The 15004-nt window shown below is 70.6% G+C and carries 14 protein-coding genes and 1 pseudogene; 8 read left to right on the top strand and 7 right to left on the bottom strand.

What is annotated here, in order from left to right:
- Positions 1-106: 106 nt before the first annotated feature.
- Both ACSU53_RS14195 and ACSU53_RS14190 read left to right on the top strand, forming a co-directional pair.
- Positions 107-496, top strand: coding sequence for a BlaI/MecI/CopY family transcriptional regulator (locus ACSU53_RS14195; RefSeq protein WP_437027808.1), 390 nt, complete (start codon positions 107-109; stop codon positions 494-496).
- Positions 497-502: 6 nt separating this feature from the next.
- Positions 503-1435 carry a M56 family metallopeptidase gene (locus ACSU53_RS14190; RefSeq protein ID WP_437027806.1) on the top strand — a complete coding sequence of 311 codons (933 nt, stop codon included), beginning with the start codon at positions 503-505 and terminating at the stop codon, positions 1433-1435.
- 209 nt (positions 1436-1644) lie between these two features.
- Here ACSU53_RS14190 and ACSU53_RS14185 read toward each other — a convergent pair whose 3' ends face one another.
- Positions 1645-1956 carry a zinc-ribbon domain-containing protein gene (locus ACSU53_RS14185; RefSeq protein ID WP_437027805.1) on the bottom strand — a complete coding sequence of 104 codons (312 nt, stop codon included), beginning with the start codon at positions 1954-1956 and terminating at the stop codon, positions 1645-1647.
- A 567-nt stretch (positions 1957-2523) separates the two neighbouring features.
- Between ACSU53_RS14185 and ACSU53_RS14180 the strand changes: the two genes are divergently transcribed.
- Complete coding sequence (locus ACSU53_RS14180; protein ID WP_437027803.1) at positions 2524-4146, top strand: PH domain-containing protein; 1623 nt, start codon at positions 2524-2526, stop codon at positions 4144-4146.
- 162 nt (positions 4147-4308) lie between these two features.
- Here ACSU53_RS14180 and ACSU53_RS14175 read toward each other — a convergent pair whose 3' ends face one another.
- On the bottom strand, positions 4309-5223 hold the full coding sequence (locus ACSU53_RS14175; protein WP_437027801.1) for an alpha/beta fold hydrolase: 915 nt from the start codon (positions 5221-5223) through the stop codon (positions 4309-4311).
- A 123-nt stretch (positions 5224-5346) separates the two neighbouring features.
- Between ACSU53_RS14175 and ACSU53_RS14170 the strand changes: the two genes are divergently transcribed.
- The gene (locus ACSU53_RS14170; protein ID WP_437033199.1) at positions 5347-5817 is read left to right on the top strand and encodes a MarR family winged helix-turn-helix transcriptional regulator; all 471 of its coding nucleotides are present in this window, start codon (positions 5347-5349) and stop codon (positions 5815-5817) included.
- 86 nt (positions 5818-5903) lie between these two features.
- Here ACSU53_RS14170 and ACSU53_RS14165 read toward each other — a convergent pair whose 3' ends face one another.
- On the bottom strand, positions 5904-6833 hold the full coding sequence (locus ACSU53_RS14165) for a dihydrodipicolinate synthase family protein (protein WP_437027800.1): 930 nt from the start codon (positions 6831-6833) through the stop codon (positions 5904-5906).
- A gap of 70 nt (positions 6834-6903) precedes the next feature.
- On the opposite strand from ACSU53_RS14165, the gene ACSU53_RS14160 reads away from it, so the two are divergent.
- A complete protein-coding gene (locus ACSU53_RS14160) occupies positions 6904-7950 on the top strand; it encodes a LysR family transcriptional regulator (RefSeq protein ID WP_437027798.1) in 1047 nt (348 codons plus the stop codon).
- An 801-nt stretch (positions 7951-8751) separates the two neighbouring features.
- On the opposite strand, the gene ACSU53_RS14155 is transcribed toward ACSU53_RS14160, so the two are convergent.
- The 3 genes and pseudogenes from ACSU53_RS14155 to ACSU53_RS14145 all read right to left on the bottom strand — a co-directional run.
- Positions 8752-9177, bottom strand: coding sequence for a PIN domain-containing protein (locus ACSU53_RS14155; protein ID WP_316726659.1), 426 nt, complete (start codon positions 9175-9177; stop codon positions 8752-8754).
- Positions 9174-9452 (bottom strand): CopG family transcriptional regulator, encoded by a 279-nt coding sequence (locus ACSU53_RS14150; protein ID WP_437027796.1) that lies wholly within the window; start codon positions 9450-9452, stop codon positions 9174-9176. The genes ACSU53_RS14155 and ACSU53_RS14150 overlap by 4 nt, the downstream gene beginning before the upstream one ends.
- Positions 9453-9516: 64 nt before the next feature.
- A pseudogene (locus ACSU53_RS14145) lies at positions 9517-10177 on the bottom strand (phosphorothioated DNA-binding restriction endonuclease); the annotation flags it as partial.
- Positions 10178-11115: 938 nt separating this feature from the next.
- Here ACSU53_RS14145 and ACSU53_RS14140 point away from each other — a divergent pair.
- Positions 11116-11757, top strand: a complete 642-nt coding sequence (locus ACSU53_RS14140) for a restriction endonuclease (protein ID WP_437033197.1) — start codon at positions 11116-11118, stop codon at positions 11755-11757.
- 617 nt (positions 11758-12374) lie between these two features.
- Here ACSU53_RS14140 and ACSU53_RS14135 read toward each other — a convergent pair.
- Entirely contained in the window at positions 12375-12518 is a 144-nt protein-coding gene (locus ACSU53_RS14135; RefSeq protein ID WP_437033495.1) for a hypothetical protein, read from the bottom strand.
- A 380-nt stretch (positions 12519-12898) separates the two neighbouring features.
- Between ACSU53_RS14135 and ACSU53_RS14130 the strand changes: the two genes are divergently transcribed.
- Positions 12899-14116 (top strand): DNA cytosine methyltransferase, encoded by a 1218-nt coding sequence (locus ACSU53_RS14130; protein WP_437027794.1) that lies wholly within the window; start codon positions 12899-12901, stop codon positions 14114-14116.
- Positions 14117-14256: 140 nt separating this feature from the next.
- The gene (locus ACSU53_RS14125) at positions 14257-14976 is read left to right on the top strand and encodes a hypothetical protein (RefSeq protein WP_437027792.1); all 720 of its coding nucleotides are present in this window, start codon (positions 14257-14259) and stop codon (positions 14974-14976) included.
- The last annotated feature ends 28 nt before the right edge of the window (positions 14977-15004 follow it).

Genomic DNA, 15004 nt, shown 5'->3' with positions numbered 1-15004 from the left:
CCGCGGGGACCCGTAGAATCTACAGCAATGTAGATAATTTGACGGCGTCCGCTCATCTATACGATGTCCGCCGGGAGAACGGAAAGCGGCGGAAGGGAGACAGGCCGTGTCGGAGCACGGGCAGCGTCCCCGGCGGCGGGGGCAGGGCGAACTGGAGTCGCTGGTGCTGTCGGCCCTGCGGGAGGCGGAGGGCCCGGCGACGGCGGGCTGGGTGCAGCAGCGACTCGGCGAGGACCTCGCGTACACCACCGTCATCACGATCCTGACCAGGCTGCTGGCGAAGGGCGCGGTCACCCGGGAGCGGGCCGGCCGGTCGTTCGTCTGGACGCCCGCCTCGGACCACGCCGGGCTCGCCGCGCACAAGATGCGCAAGGTGCTGGACGCCGAGAGCGACCGGGAGGCCGTCCTGGCCAGCTTCGTCACCGGACTCGCTCCGGACGACGAGCGGCTGCTGCGCGAACTGCTGGGTCAGCCGCGGAGCGACGGGGAAGACTGAAACCTCATGGGGGTGTTCGTCTTCCTGCCGCTCGTGCTGCCGCTGACCGCGTGGCCGATCGCGCGCCTGGCCGAACAGCATCTGCATCCGCGCACCGCGACCCGCATGCTGACCGGGGTCGCGGCGGTCATGGCGGTGTGCAGCACGGTCTGCCTCGCGCTGGTGATGGTCGTCGGCACGGCGCAACTGCCCGGCAACCCGCTGCCCGACGGCTGGTCGGACCCGGAGGTGCGGGCGGCGGTCCCCTACGACGAGGTCGTGGGGAAGGCGGCCATCCCCGCCCTCTGCGCCGTGCTGCTGGCCTGCACGCAGACCCTCTGGCGGCACGTCCGCACCCGCCGCCGTGCCCACCGTGCCCTGGCCGGGCTGCCGGACACCGAGGTGGCGGTGCTTCCCGACGGCACCCCGTACGCGTACGCGCTGCCGGGCACCGGGCGGCGCCGCGGCCGGGTGGTGGTCACCACCGAACTGCTGGACCGTCTCACCCCGGCCGAGCGCCGTGCCCTGTTCGCGCACGAGCGGGCCCATCTGTCCGACGGCCACCACCGGCTCCTGCTGGCCGTGCGGCTGGCGGCGCGGGCCAACCCGTTCCTGCGCCCCTTGCAGACCGCGGTGTCCTACACGACCGAACGCTGGGCCGACGAGGTGGCCGCCCAGCGCGTCGGCAGCCGGCGTACCGTCGCCACCGCCATCGGCAAAGCGGCCCTCGCGTCCACGCCGGCCCCACCGCTGCCGGCGTTCGCCGCCCCCGGTCCGGTACCCCGCCGGGTGGCCGCCCTGCTGGCACCGCCCCCGGCCCCGGCCCGCTGGCCGGCGACGTTCACCTCCGCGGGCCTGGCCACCTGGGGCGCAGCCGCCGGGACCGCGCTGTCGGCGATGTCCTCCGCCAACGCGGCCCTGATCCTCTTCTCCCTGCTGCGCGCGGCGACGCCGCTGTGACCGGCCGTCGCGACCGGGCAGCCGTTCACCGGGCAGCCGTTGACCTGCAGTGATTGACGGGGCAGCCGTTGACCGGCAGTGATTGACCGGGCAGCCGTTGACCTGGCAGTTCCGCTCGGCGATCCGCCGTCGGCCAACGGTGCTCCACACCCGACGTCCGGCGTGGCGCGCCCCGTGCGGCTGTGGCGCCCAAGGGTGGTGCGGCGGGATCAGCCCTGGTAGCGCTGCTGCTGCGGCTGCCCGTAGCCCTGTCCACCCGGACCGCCCGGCCCGCCCTGGCCGCCGTTGAGCGCCTGCGCCTGCAACTGCTCCGCCTGCTCGGCGGAGACCCGCTGCTCGGCCCCGCAGAACGTGCACTGGGTCGCGTACTTCGTCGAGACGGGGAACAGCGGGACGAAGAACAGGCTGAACTTCGTGACCCGCTTCCTGAGCGTGTGCGCGGAGGGGTTGCCGCACTGCCCGCACACCAGCGTCAGTATCGCGAGCTGGTAGAGGTATCCCTTGGTGCCGAAAATGATCATCTGACCGCTCCTTCGCTCGCCCTTGCCCGTACCCCGATGCTGCCACTGCCACGGCTGTGGACACCGTGAAGGCGCCGAAGCAGTCGCGCGGGGGCGTGTCCGTCGGCAGTCCCCCGGCCGGGACGGGACGCCGCCCCGGACCTCCCGGCATGCCGACACCGAGTCCGCCTCCGAGTACCCCGGGATGCCCGGCACCTCGGGTGTCCGGCACCTCACGTGTCCGGCACCTCGGGTGTGGCACCTCCGGTATTCCGGACGGACGTCCCGGGTGCACGGCTGTTCTGGGTACCCCCGCTGTCCCGCTGCATTGGGTGTTCTGGGCGTCCTGGGCGTCCGGATGACCCGCTGCGTACCTCCCCGCCCCCCGCCCCGGCCCCGGCCCCGGGGTTCTCCTGCTCCCTTCCCGCGCCCCTCCCGCGTCCTCTCCTCTCCGTCGTGCCGCCCGCCTCGTCGCCGGCCTCCCCTCCCGACCGCCCGTTCCTGTGGTCACCACGGCAATTCCGCGGGCCGGAACACTGCCGTACCGCACTCCGGTACCGATCGACAGGCCCCTGACAAAATCGGCGCATGAGTGGGTCCGAAGGAGTCGTCTGCCGTTCGCGCTGGGCGGGTACGTCCTGGTTCCTGGCCGGCCTGGGGGCGGCCGGGGCCGTGGCGGCCATGGTCCTGGCGGTGGTCACCGCCACCGTCGTCGTCCCGTGGCTGGTCGCGGCGCTGCTCTGCGCGGCAGGGGCCGTGACGGCGCTGCACCGGGCCACCGGTCAGGTCCGCGCCGACGCCCACGGCCTGTACATCGGCAGCGTGTTGCGGGGCCGGACCGTCCCGTGGAGCGACGTGGCCGACCTGCAGGTCCGCCTGAAGTACGCCAACACCCCCCGCATACAGGACGTGCGGCGCACCGTCCTCGTCCACCAGGACGGCCGCAAGCGGGTCCTCCCCCTCCCGATCGGGGTGACGGAGCACGACCCGTACTTCGACGACACCCTGGAAGCCCTCCGCGCCCTGCACCGCCGTCACGGCACGCCCGGTTCCGACCACCTGCCCGTCCTCTCCCACCGCACCGCGGGCCGCAACTGGGCCGGCTCCCTCTTCTTCTGCGTCCTGCTGCTGGCGGGGGCCGGAGTGGCGGGGTGGGCCGTGCCGCAGGCCCGGTCGCACCACGCCGACTGGCGGTCGGCCGCTCCCTGCCCGGCCTCCGCGGGCGCGCCCCGCGACGGCGACGACTGCCTGCACACGCTCACCGCCCGCATCGAGCGCACCGACCCCAACCACCCCCGGAAGGGCAGCCATCTCTATTTCGCCGATGACCGGCCGACGGACCGGATCAGGGTGTCGGAGACGGCCGCCGAGGAGTTCCGGGCCGGGGACCGGGTCGAACTGACGCTGTGGCGCGGCACGGTGATGAAGGTCGCCGGCGAGCGCCACGTGTGGCAGAGCCATGTGACCGGCGGCGGCGATGTCGCGGTCCTCGCGGCCGCACTCGCCCTGGCCGCCGGCTACCCCGCCGCCCGGATCGTCCTCCGCGTGCGCGCCCGGCACCGTCCCGACGACGAGGTGCTCCCTTCGGCCACCCCGTTCGTCGTCGCTCTGCTGGTGACGGCCGTGTGGCTCCTCCCGCTCAGTTACGTCCGCACCACGGCGGCGATCACCCCTCCCACTGCGCTCGCCCGGGCCGGGGCGGGCGGCCTGGCCTCACTGGCCCTCCTCGCCTGGGCGTGGCGATCCACCCGGGCCCGGGCCCGGAACCGTACTCCCGGGGACCCCGTGACGTCGGACGCCGGCCGGGAGGAGTTCGTCAGGGCCCGCTTCCTGGAGGCCACCGACTACAACCCCCACCACTTCGGCACCCATGTCGTCGTCGGTGGCGGTGAACCCCCGGCCGTCGTCCCGCACCCCGGGCCCGGCCGCTTCGCGGCGCGCCCCATCCCGGTCCACCGCCTCACCGTGAAGACCGTCCGCAGGGCCCGCGGCGGCGACGGCGAGACCGTGCCCCACGACTGGCACGTCGCCGAACTCGACGACGCGGGCGCCCCCGTCCACCTGACGGCGGCCCCGGCCGACCTGCCCCGCATCCTCCGCCACCTGACCCCGGCCGAGGCCCCGGCGGCGACCCCGCCCGACGGCCCCACTGCCCCGGCTGCGACCGCCGCCGGCCCCGACGCTGCGGGCGAGACCCCGGGCCGGACGTAGGCCTGTCGTCCGGTTCACGCCGCGGACGCGGGGCCGGGCACGCGCTCCTCCACGGGCCGCGTCCGCCGAGGCGGCGGTGGCCCTGATTCTCGACCGCCTGCCTCCCGGTCGCGGCCCCGCCGTCCTGGGGAACCGAGGGAATCCCTGGAACCCAGAAGAACCTCAGGAACCCGCGGACTCCGAGGAATCCGGGGGATCCAAGGAGCCCAGGGAGTCCAAGGAGCCCAGGGAGTCGGAGCCCAGGGAGTCGGAGGAGCCCAGGTAGTCCAGGAACGCAGTCAACGCGGCGTTGAATCCCTGCGGATCCTCCATGTTGGGGTAGTGGCCGCCGCCGACCGTCGTGACACGGCCTCCGGGGACCCCGTTCACCAGGCGTTCGGCCATCCGCAGGTGATCCGGCGAGTCCGCCTCGCCGTTGACCGCGAAGACCGGGACGCGGATGTCCCGGGCGCGCTCCCAGGTGTTCCGGACCGGAACGAGGTGGTTCGGCTCCTCCGCGGTGTGCTTGGAGAGGGTCCGCAGCGCCATGTCGCGCAGTCGGCGGATCACGTCCGGATCGACGTCGTCGGCTGTCCGCCGGGGCCCCACGGTGAACCGGGCGAAGGCGGCGAGCCACCCCTCGACGTCACCGGCGGCCAGTGCCCGTTGCTGCGCGGCGAACGCGTCGAGGGTCCACGGATCCTCGAACACCGGCTCACTGGTGCCCACGCCGCTCACCACCACCGCCCGGACCACCTCCGGGTGCTCCAGCACGGTGTCGACGGCGATCGCGCCGCCCATGGACAGTCCGACGAGGATCGCGGGCGTGGCGTCCAGATGACGCAGCAGCGCGGCGAGATCGTCGGCGGACCGGAACGGCCGTGTCGCGTTGGCGGACGCCCCGTGCCCGCGTGCGTCGGGCGCGATCACCCGGTAGCCGCGGGCGAACACGGGGATCTGGGCGTCCCACATGGTGTGGTCGACGAAGCCGCCGTGCAGGAAGACCAGAGGCGGTCCGCTGCCCTGTTCGACGTAGGCGAGCGGGCCGTCGGCCGACCGGAAGGACAGCGTCGCGGGTGTGTCCGTGGATTCCGACATGACAACCAAGGTGTCATGTCGGGGAGGCTATGGCAACCAAGGTGTCATCCTGGAGCGGTGACGACACCCGACAGTCCCTCCCCGTCCGGCACCGGGCCGGCCCCCGTACCGCCTTCCGCCCCCTTGCCGCCGGACCAGCTGGCCGGGCGGCTGACCGAGGTGTTCGACCTGGTGGGCCCGCTGTACCGGCGGGTGCACCGCAAGGTGGAACTGACCGCACCGCTGGAGGGGCTGTCGGTGGGGGTGCGGGCGGTGCTCGACCTGCTGTACAAGCACGGCCCGATGACGGTGCCCCAGCTGGGGCGCGCCCAGGACCTGAGCCGGCAGTTCGTGCAGCGCATGGTCAACGACGCGGCGGCACAGGACCTCGTGGACACGGCGCCCAACCCCGCCCACCGCAGGTCCCGGCTGATCCGGCTCACCGCGACCGGCACGGCCGCCATCGAGGCGGTGCACGCCCGGGAACACGCCGTGCTCCGCGGGGTGGGCGGCGACCTCACCGCCGAGGACGTCGACGCCTGCCTGCGCGTCCTCGCCCGGATGCTCGCCCTCTTCGACGACGTCGACGTCAACCGGGGAGTCCCGCCCGCGTAGGTTCCGGCGGACCGGCGATGCAGAGCACGCGGGGCGCCGCGGGCGAGGAGAGGACTCGATCCCGTGTCGGCACGGGGTCTCCTGGTTCAGGCTGCCGCGGCCCCGTGAGCGGTGCCCCCCATGCGGACGGCGGCCAGGTCCACCGCTCGCCGGACCGACTCGGCGGAGGCAGCCAGCAGGGGCAGCCGGACGGCGGGGCTGGGAATGCGGCCCTGGGCGTGCAGCACGCCCTTGATCACGGTCGGGTTCGGTTCGGCGAACAGCGCGGCGGACATCCGGGCCAGCTCGGCTCCCAGCCGGCGCGCCGGTCCGGCGGCGTCGCGCCGCCACAGCGAGATGAGCTCGGCGTAGTCGCCGGTGCGGATGTTGGCCGACGCCAGGATGCCGCCGTCGGCACCGGCCGCGAGCAACGGGGAGATGACGGCGTCGTCACCGCCGAGCACCGCGAAGCCGGGGGTCGGCGAGCCGAGCAGTTCCATCGCCGCCGCGTCGATCGCACCGGTCGCGTACTTGACCCCGACGACCTGCGGCAGGCGCCTGAGGGCGTTCATCAGGCCGGTACCGATCGGCTGACCTGTCCGGTACGGGATGTCGTAGACCACCAGCGGCAGCCCGCCGTGCTCGGCGAGCGCCGTGAAGTGCGCCAGAGTCCCCGCCTCGCCCGGCCGGGTGTAGGGCGGCGCGGGCACCAGCGCCGCGGTGACGTCGCCCCGCCCGGCCAGCTCCCGCACCGTGGCCAGCGCGGCATGGGTGTCGTTCGTGCCGACGCCGACGATCAGCGGGGCCCCGTGCGTCCGGCAGGCCGCCGCGCAGACGCGGACCACGGTCTGCCGCTCCTCGGCGGTCAGCGTCGCTGCCTCCGCCGTCGTACCCAGGGCAACGAGGCCGCGAGCCCCGCCGGCCGTCAGCGCCTCGTCGGCGAGGCGGGCCAGGGCGTCCGGGGCGAGACGCAGGTCGTCGGTGAACGGGGTGACCAGGGGGACGAACAGGCCGCTGAGGCTCACATCGGGCTTCATGCCTCCACCTTGGTCGACCACACCCGGTAGATCCAGTTCACGTTTCTTCCCTCTTGCGTAAGCTCAGCTTATGCTCGATCTCCGACGCCTCCGCCTGCTGCGCGAACTGCACCGCCGGGGCACCATCGCGGCCGTCGCCGAAGCCCTGACCTTCACCGCCTCGGCCGTCTCCCAGCAGCTCAGCGTGCTGGAGCGGGAGGCGGGCGTCCCCCTGCTGGAGCGCAGCGGCAGGCGGGTGACGCTCACCCCCGCGGGGCGCACCCTCGTCACCCACGCCGACGCCGTCCTCGAACGCCTCGAACTGGCCGTCTCCGAACTGGCCGGCGCACGCGAGGGCATCGGCGGCCCCCTGCGCATCGGCACCTTCCCCTCGGGCGGCCCGGCGATCGTCCCCGCCACGCTGGCCGAACTGGCCCGGCAGCACCCCGCCCTGGAGCCGATGGTGCAGGAGATCGACTCGGCGCGGGTCTCCGACGGCCTGCGCGCCGGCGAGCTCGACGTGGCCCTCGTCCACGACTACGACTTCGTGCCGGCGGCCCCCGACACCACGGTCGACCAGGTCCCCCTGCTGGAGGAACCCGTGTACCTGGCCACGGCCGCCACCCGTCCCACTGGCAGCGACACCGGAACCCCCACCGGCAGCGACACCACGCCCACCGCGCCCACCGCGCCCGCCGCCCCCGATTCCGCTCCCGATTCCGCTCCCGCAGGAGGCGCCACCGCCCGCGGCAACACACTCGCCGACCTGCTCGGCCCCTGGGCCACGACCCCGTGGATCACGGCCCGGGACGGCACCACCGGCCACGCCATGGCCGTACGGGCCTGCCAGGCGGCCGGCTTCCAGCCGCACATCCGCCACCAGGTCAACGACTTCCGCACCGTCCTGGCCCTGGCCGCCCACGGACAGGGCGCCGGCTTCGTCCCCGAGATGGCCACCGCACAGCCCCCCGAGGGCGTGGTCCTGACCCAACTCCCCCTCTACCGCCGCTCGAAGGTCGCCTTCCGCGCCGGCGGCGGCACCCACCCGGCCATCGCAGCCTTCGTCGCAGCGGCCCGAACGGCGGTGGGGGCAACGGCAGCCCGGCCGGCGACATCGACTCCGGGGACTGGCCACTGACCGGCGAGCGTGCGGCACCGCAGCCGACCGGTTCCCGTGGCGGCCGGCCCAGCCCCGGACGGGCCCCCTCCGCCAACAGGACTCTCCCAGCACGTCGTTGCACAGGCCGGCCGAGTACGCAGTGGCCCGGACAACTTCATCTGCCCCTCTGACGGCGCCTCATCCTCCGACCAGCGTCGGGCGGACACCCGACCTGGGCCGCGGTGCCTCTCACCCGCGGCGGTGATCCGCTGGCGTTCGCGGCCGTGCGCTGTTGTTCGCCGGCGTTGTCCCGCAGTTGGACACTCACCCCGCCGGAACCGGTGGATGACCTGCTGTGCCTGCAGGACGACGCGAGATCGTGGACCAAAGCCTGCAGGCGCCGTCATCTGAGCGTGCCCAGAAGCGGGAGGGCGGGCCGGTGGGTTGCTGACCAGGTGATGTGGGTGCCGCCCTGGGATGCTCGAGCCAGGTCCGGCCCGTGATCCATACCGGCGCCGTGGTCATGGACGGCCTCTTCAGGCGCGCACGGGAGAGGTAGTCATGCAGATGGGCGCGCAACTGAAACAGGTCGGCAGCCTACTCACGTTAGTAGGCTGCCGACCTGGTGTTTCACTGTCGGGGCGGCGGAATTGGGGTGCTGCTGCCTGGATGGTCCTGGAGAGTCAGCCCTGCGCCTGGAAGGCAATCAACCGGCCACCAGTGCCAGGAAGTCGAGTCGGCCACTCCAATCGCCGTCCGCTGTCTGGCGTCGGAGACTGCCGATGTGGTCCGGACCGAGTATGCGATGGCTTCGCGGGCGCTGGAGAGGCGCCGGTCGGGTCACACCTTCTTGACGACGATCGTGTCCGGGACCAGCTTCTCCAGGTCGTCGACGTCCGAGGTGAAGACGGTGACCTGTCCCCTCTGCTGTCGCGCGATGACGGCGAGCACGGCATCGATCGCGTACTTGTGGCCGTGCAACTTGGCGTCGGCCAGAAGTCGCCGCGCCTGGCGGGCCTCGTCCTTCCCGATGTCGACGACCTGGAGCCGGGACAGTGCCCAGTCCCAGCGCTGCTCGGTCGTTCTGCCGTCGTACGCCTCGACCAGTGTCATCGGGGACGTCACCACTTCGGCCTCGCCGCGTGCCGCGAGGTCGAGCCAGGCGATCATCTTCCGATCGCCGCGTACCGCAAGGGACAGCGCTTCACAGTCCAGTACGAAGACGCGCAGGGGGCGCTGTCCGTGCTCACCGGCTCGCTTCTTCACGCAGCCTCTTCGGCGTTGTGCTTTCCGGCGAGTCGACGCCGCTCGTGTTCGGTGTCGAGTTCGTCCAGCTCGACGAGTGCTGCCGCATGCTCGTCCTCGGTGATGGGGCCGTGCTCTTCCTGCAACCAGTCGACCAGTTCCAGGAGCCGGTCCCGGTCACGCTTGAAGCGCAGCGCCTCGGTGACATACGCCGACAGGCCCCGCTCTGCCGCGTCCGCGCGGATCTCGTCCAGGAGATCCTCGGGAATCGTCACGGTTACCTTCTTCGTCGCCATACAAGAGACCATACTCCCGGTATCACACTCCTTACCAGCGGGCCACGTGATAGGCGCTCGGCGATCAGGCGGCCGGGGCGGGGCGTGGGCTGCCGTGGAAGACCTGACTGGTGTGCCAGGAGCGGTGGACCGCCGCGACGGGACTGGCACCCGGTTGAGGTCCGATGAGCGGGCGGCCGGCGAGCGCTATGACGTGCTCGCGGGCGGCGGGGCTGTGGCCGACGAAGCGCTGCGAGACCAGGATGCGGTGGCTGTCACCGATGCCGAGGGCGCCCTTGTCGAAGAGGTCGAAGAGCTTGTGGTGCAGCGAGCACAGGCACAGGCCGCTGTCGACGTCGTCAGGGCCGTCGAACGCCCACCAGCGCACATGCGCGGCCTCCACCGACCGGCACCGTGCCGATCCTGCCGTCGTAGCCGCAGAAGGCGCACTGGTACTCGTACGCAGTCTGGACCTGCTCCCGCATCCGGGGATCCCGCCGCCCGCGCACGGCCGAGAACTGTTCGCTCTCCGTCGGCTCCAGTTCCAGGCCGACGGCTTCGCACAGGTCGCCGTGGAGCGAGGGCGGGAAGTTCAGGTCGAGCAAGACCCGTGCCATCCGGCCGAGCAACGACGGCTCGCGCCGCAGCGCCGCCCGTAGTTCCGGCGTCAGTCGCCCTGCGGCTCCGATCTCCCGCAGCTCCCGCTCTACGCTCCAGCCACTCGATCTTGGACTGCGCCGAGCTCGCCCCGGACTTGCAGCCCTGCTCGTATCCTTCACTCCACCCGCGACGATGCGCCGCTGCGACTGCGCGGTCCTCGTCGGTCGCGTGCGTGCCGCATGCCACATCCGACCCGTAGATGCGCACCCGGGCACGGCTGGCCTGAACGAGTCGGTCGACCGCACGTCCGTTGTTCCTGCGTGCTCACCGCACTGCTCCCCTCAGTCGGTTGGTGCGAGGAAACTACCGTTCGCCCAGGCCGGCCGCGGTTCGATCACGTCAACTGAGTCCACAACTGAGAACAGAGGTGGTCACGGTGCCCCTGATCGGCGCCGGTCCCGACGCGGTATGGGGGTCGCATTGGCAACGGGCCCGCGCGCGTAGATCAACTGGTGTTCTCTTCATCGTCCAGGAGCTGCATCGCGTAGACGTGCTCCTCCGGGTGACGTGCCAGCCGCGCCATCGCCCAGGCGGTGCGAGCGTCCATGCTTGGCCCGAACTCGGCGGCCAGGCGGCGGGCCTGCCACGTCGTCCGAGGTGCAAGCACCCAGCGCACGAGGGGGAACCGCACGCGGCCGGTGCCGACCGGGGTCCTTCCCATCGGCGTGGGTCCGTTTTCCGGGGACGGGTTGGGGCCGCCCGGTGCGTGTGGTGTCGAGTCGGCCACCCGGCGAGTGTCCCGACGCAATCGGCCTCAACGGAGTCGATCAGCCCGGTGACCACCGGAAAGAGCGGCGGACGTCGCTGTCGTTGACGTCCGAGGTGGTCGTGTCGTTCACCAGCACCAGTCCCATGCTGGCCCGCTTGGCAATCAGGATTCGGACATGGCCAACTTGCGCCCTTCTCGCGTCGCCTCGGCCTGCTCAGACTGCCGTACACGGACCTGTGGGGGAGGGCTTCGATCGTGGCTGGGCGTAGACGGGGTGCGGCTGCCCGCAGGAGGCGGTCGGCGCGGTTGAAGGCGGTGGCGGCCGGCGGTGGCCTGGTGTTGGTCCTGCTGGTGGTGTTCTGGTCGGCCGTGTGGCCGTACGTCACGGGCGCGTTGGTCCTTGGCGGCGTCGGTGCGGCGGGTTGGTGGCTGTGGCGTACGGACCGGCTCGCGCGTGGGCGGGATCGTCTGTGGCGGCAGGAAGAGGCGGTGAAGGCTGGTCACCGGACTCTCGCCGAGGCGGACGCGATGACCGGCACTGAGTTCGAGGACCTGGTCGCGAGCCTGTGCCGACGGGACGGGTGCACAGAGGTCCGGCGGGTGGGCGGTGCGAACGACAACGGCGCCGACGTCATCGGTCGGCTTCCGGACGGGCGGACCATAGTGATCCAGTGCAAGCGCTATGCGCCGAGCAGTACGATCGCGAGCCGTGAGCTGCGCGATTTGTTGGGTGCCAAGGTGCACTTCGGGGCCGACCTGGCGGTGTTCGTGACGACCACGCGCTTCAGCCATCCTTCCGAGAGGTTCGCGGTGCAGCACGGCATCCTCGCGGTGCACCGCGATCACCTCGGTCTGTGGAACAACGGGGCCTCCCTGCTGTCCCTGACCGAGGTGAACGGCCGTGGCCAGGGTGACTCCCGCCACCGGGCGCGCTGGAAGCGGGCGTACGGGAGATGACCGGCCCCGCGGGTGCGCGAGGCCGGATCTTGCATCGTGTTTCGGTGGCCACGTAGCGCGGATCGCGCGGAGTGGTAACGGCTGGCGACGTCCACGCCGATGAAGGGGGCCCCGCACACGAGCACCGTGCCGACCGAAAGGGTCCCGGCCAGCAATTCGTCGGTGCGCGCGATCGACTTCCAGTGCCCGAACCCGGCTTCCACACAGGTGCTGGCACGGCGGACCCGTGGTGCTTTGAGGGCCTCCTCTCCCATCCCGTGGTGCACGCCGCCGCAGTCGCACGATTTTTCGGCGCGGCCAACGCACAGCTCGGCGAGTCGCAGAAGGTCGTGTCGCCGTCGCCGGGGTGTTGCTGGCAGAGCACGGACCAGCAGGGAGTCCGCAGGTACCAGTCGAGGCATCCGACCGCACCGGTCAGCTCACGATCGAGGACCGCCAGCATGACGGGAATGGTGTCCTCCACCTTGGTGACGGTGCTCCAGTAGGACATCGGTGGCGCGTTTCCGAAGATGGCTTCTCGGTAGCCGGCGGCGAAGGTGCGCACCATCGCGTGGTCGCTCACAGCACAGAGGTCTGTACTCAGGCCGAGGTCATGTCCCTTGTTGTGGTGTAGGCGATCAGTCGTTTGACGCGGCCGGCAGGACGATTGTGTCGTCGGGATAGAGGAGGGCGTCCATGCTTTCGTTGGAGAGGTAGCGGCGGGGGAAGGCGATCCACTCGTCGTGGAGTTCGGCGAGAACCGCGCCCAGCGTGAGCGGCAAAGAGCGGGCTGGACTGCGGACGGCCGCTCGCTGAGAGCCGCCGGGAGCCGGTTTCTGGAAGTTGACTCCCAAACGGCTCCCGAAACGGGGCCACACAGCAAATCAGGCCCGGTGCTGATCACTCAGCACCGGGCCTGACCTGGTGTTTCACTGTCGGGGTGGCGGGATTTGAACCCACGACCTCTTCGTCCCGAACGCGATCAGGCCCCTGATGACCTCTTGGACGTGGTGTGGACCAGTCTGTGTATCTCCAGCGGCGTCCACTACGGTCCGGGACCGTCTCGCTGCGGCTGCCCCGTTTGGCCCCCTGTTTGGCCCCCATCAGAGCTTGCCGAGCACTCCGGCATGCTCTGTCACACCCGTATGACAGGATCTCCATCGTGAGTCATGAGGTAGACGTGAGCCAAAAGCCCCTACGAGTCGCGGGCCTCTTCGCGGGCGTAGGTGGCCTTGAGCTCGGTCTGAAGCAAGCCGGGCTTGAGGCAGCCCTGCTCTGCGAGGTATGGGCTCCCGCTCAAGCCGTGCTCACCCACCGCTTCCCCGACGTCCCGCTAGCCCCGGACGTCCAGCACCTTGAAGCCTTGCCTGGTGACGTCGACGTCGTCACCGCGGGCTTCCCCTGCCAAGACCTCTCACAGGCTGGCCGTACGGCTGGCATCGCGGGCGAGCAGTCCGGCCTCGTCTCCCACGTCTTTCGGCTCCTTGAGAAGCACCACCCGCGGTGGCTCGTGCTGGAAAACGTGCGGAACATGTTGGTGCTCGACAAGGGCAAAGCCATGCTCCACCTAGTGCAGGAGCTCGAGGCCCTTGGGTACTCGTGGGCCTACCGACTCGTGGATTCGCGTTTCACCGGCGTACCGCAGCGCCGGCAGCGCGTGCTCTTCGTAGCAAGTCTCACCGAAGATCCCCGCGCCGTCCTCTTTGCCGACGACGCCGGCGAGCCGAGCGAGGATCGTTTCGCCATGGACGCTCACGGTTTCTACTGGACGGAGGGCCTGCGCGGTCTGGGATGGGCACGAGACGCCGTGCCCACAGTCAAGGGCGGCTCCGGTCTGAGCATCCCCTCGCCTCCGGCAATCTGGATTCCCAGCAATCCGGAAGGCCACCGGATCGTGACTCCGTCGATCACGGACGCCGAGCAGCTGCAGGGGTTCGACAAGGGGTGGACGCTGACCGAAGCCACGGCTGAAGGGAAGGCCGGCCGCGACCGTTGGAAGCTGGTCGGTAACGCGGTCACTGTCGGTGTTTCGAAGTGGCTGGGGAAGCGCCTCCTCAACCCGGGGCACTACGACGAAGCCGAGTCCGACCTGATGTCGGACAGTGCTCGATGGCCCACGGCAGCGTGGGGCCACAAGGGCAAGAGGTGGCGTTCCTACGTCAGCATGTGGCCGGAGCACCAGGAGTACACGCACCTCCTGGACCTAGTGGACCGGGGTGGCCTGACGCCTCTGAGCTACCGCGCCGCGGCCGGGTTCTACTCGCGGACCCAGAGGGCGAAGCTGAAGTTCGACGAGTCGTTCCTCGTCGACATGAAGGAGCACGTCGAGCTGATGGACCCTGCTAACAAAGCGTCAGCGGCTGTCGGTGTAGCCCGATAGGGTGCCCCCGAAAGGGGTGTGCCTTGGACGCGGTAGACATTCTCGTCAGGACTCTGAGCAAGCCTGTGAAGAGGCTGAACGACGAGGTTCAGTACCACCCTCGGAGCGATCGTCACTCGAAGGTTGCTTGCTGGGGGATCATGTTCGACCTGCTTCAGACCAGCGGGCTCTTGAGGGCTCATGTCGAGGCAGGCAAGGTTGCCTTCGGCATCAACCACCAGATGGTCGACTTCGTCAACGACAAGAGGAAGGACCTCGACCTCGTCCTGTGTCGCCCAGGCTCTGGCACAAGTTCCAAGCGCAAGCCGTACACTTTGGCTTCACTGGCGAAGAAGTGGGCCATCGAGCTGACACTGGATCAGCAGGCACGTCTTGAAGCTCTCCCCGAGCTGAAGGAAGCCCCCGTAGGCCACGTTCTCGCAGCCTTTGAGGCGAAGGCTTGCATGACGGAGCACGGCAAGGCTGGTCCGCGGTTGTACGACGAGCTCAACTCAAGTCATCAGATCGTCCATGGTGCGTCGAGTCAGGCTCTCGCAGTCGGGTTTTGCATGGTGAATGCGGCCGACAAGTTCTATAGCCCGACCAATCGGCACAACGGGCCGGACGCCAACGTGCACAACCAGCCCCTCGCCGCGCAAAAGGCCATTGAGGCCGTTAGCCGGCTGCCGCGGCGCAGCGGCAGCCACGATCGTGGTTACGATGGTCTTGGCATCGTTGTGGTTGATCTGCTCAATGACGGGGGAACGCCAGCGAAGTTGGTGTCGGGACCTCCTGCCCCTCCGGTAGGCAGCATTTTCCATTACGACTCCATGCTCCACCGTGTAGCGCACGAGTACGATACGAGATTTGCGAGTATCTGACTCTTTTCCCGGCCGCTTAAGCCAATTA

This window comes from Streptomyces sp. enrichment culture, assembly GCF_964273255.1.
Taxonomy (GTDB): domain Bacteria; phylum Actinomycetota; class Actinomycetes; order Streptomycetales; family Streptomycetaceae; genus Streptomyces.
This window is presented reverse-complemented; position numbering and strand designations above follow the sequence as displayed.

Coding starts and splice junctions, on each gene's coding strand:
- ACSU53_RS14190 (WP_437027806.1), top strand. CDS start 503: ATGGGGGTGTTCGTCTTCCTGCCGCTCGTGCTGCCGCTGACCGCGTGG.
- ACSU53_RS14185 (WP_437027805.1), bottom strand. CDS start 1,956: ATGATCATTTTCGGCACCAAGGGATACCTCTACCAGCTCGCGATACTG.
- ACSU53_RS14180 (WP_437027803.1), top strand. CDS start 2,524: ATGAGTGGGTCCGAAGGAGTCGTCTGCCGTTCGCGCTGGGCGGGTACG.
- ACSU53_RS14175 (WP_437027801.1), bottom strand. CDS start 5,223: ATGTCGGAATCCACGGACACACCCGCGACGCTGTCCTTCCGGTCGGCC.
- ACSU53_RS14165 (WP_437027800.1), bottom strand. CDS start 6,833: ATGAAGCCCGATGTGAGCCTCAGCGGCCTGTTCGTCCCCCTGGTCACC.
- ACSU53_RS14160 (WP_437027798.1), top strand. CDS start 6,904: ATGCTCGATCTCCGACGCCTCCGCCTGCTGCGCGAACTGCACCGCCGG.
- ACSU53_RS14150 (WP_437027796.1), bottom strand. CDS start 9,452: ATGGCGACGAAGAAGGTAACCGTGACGATTCCCGAGGATCTCCTGGAC.
- ACSU53_RS14125 (WP_437027792.1), top strand. CDS start 14,257: ATGTTCGACCTGCTTCAGACCAGCGGGCTCTTGAGGGCTCATGTCGAG.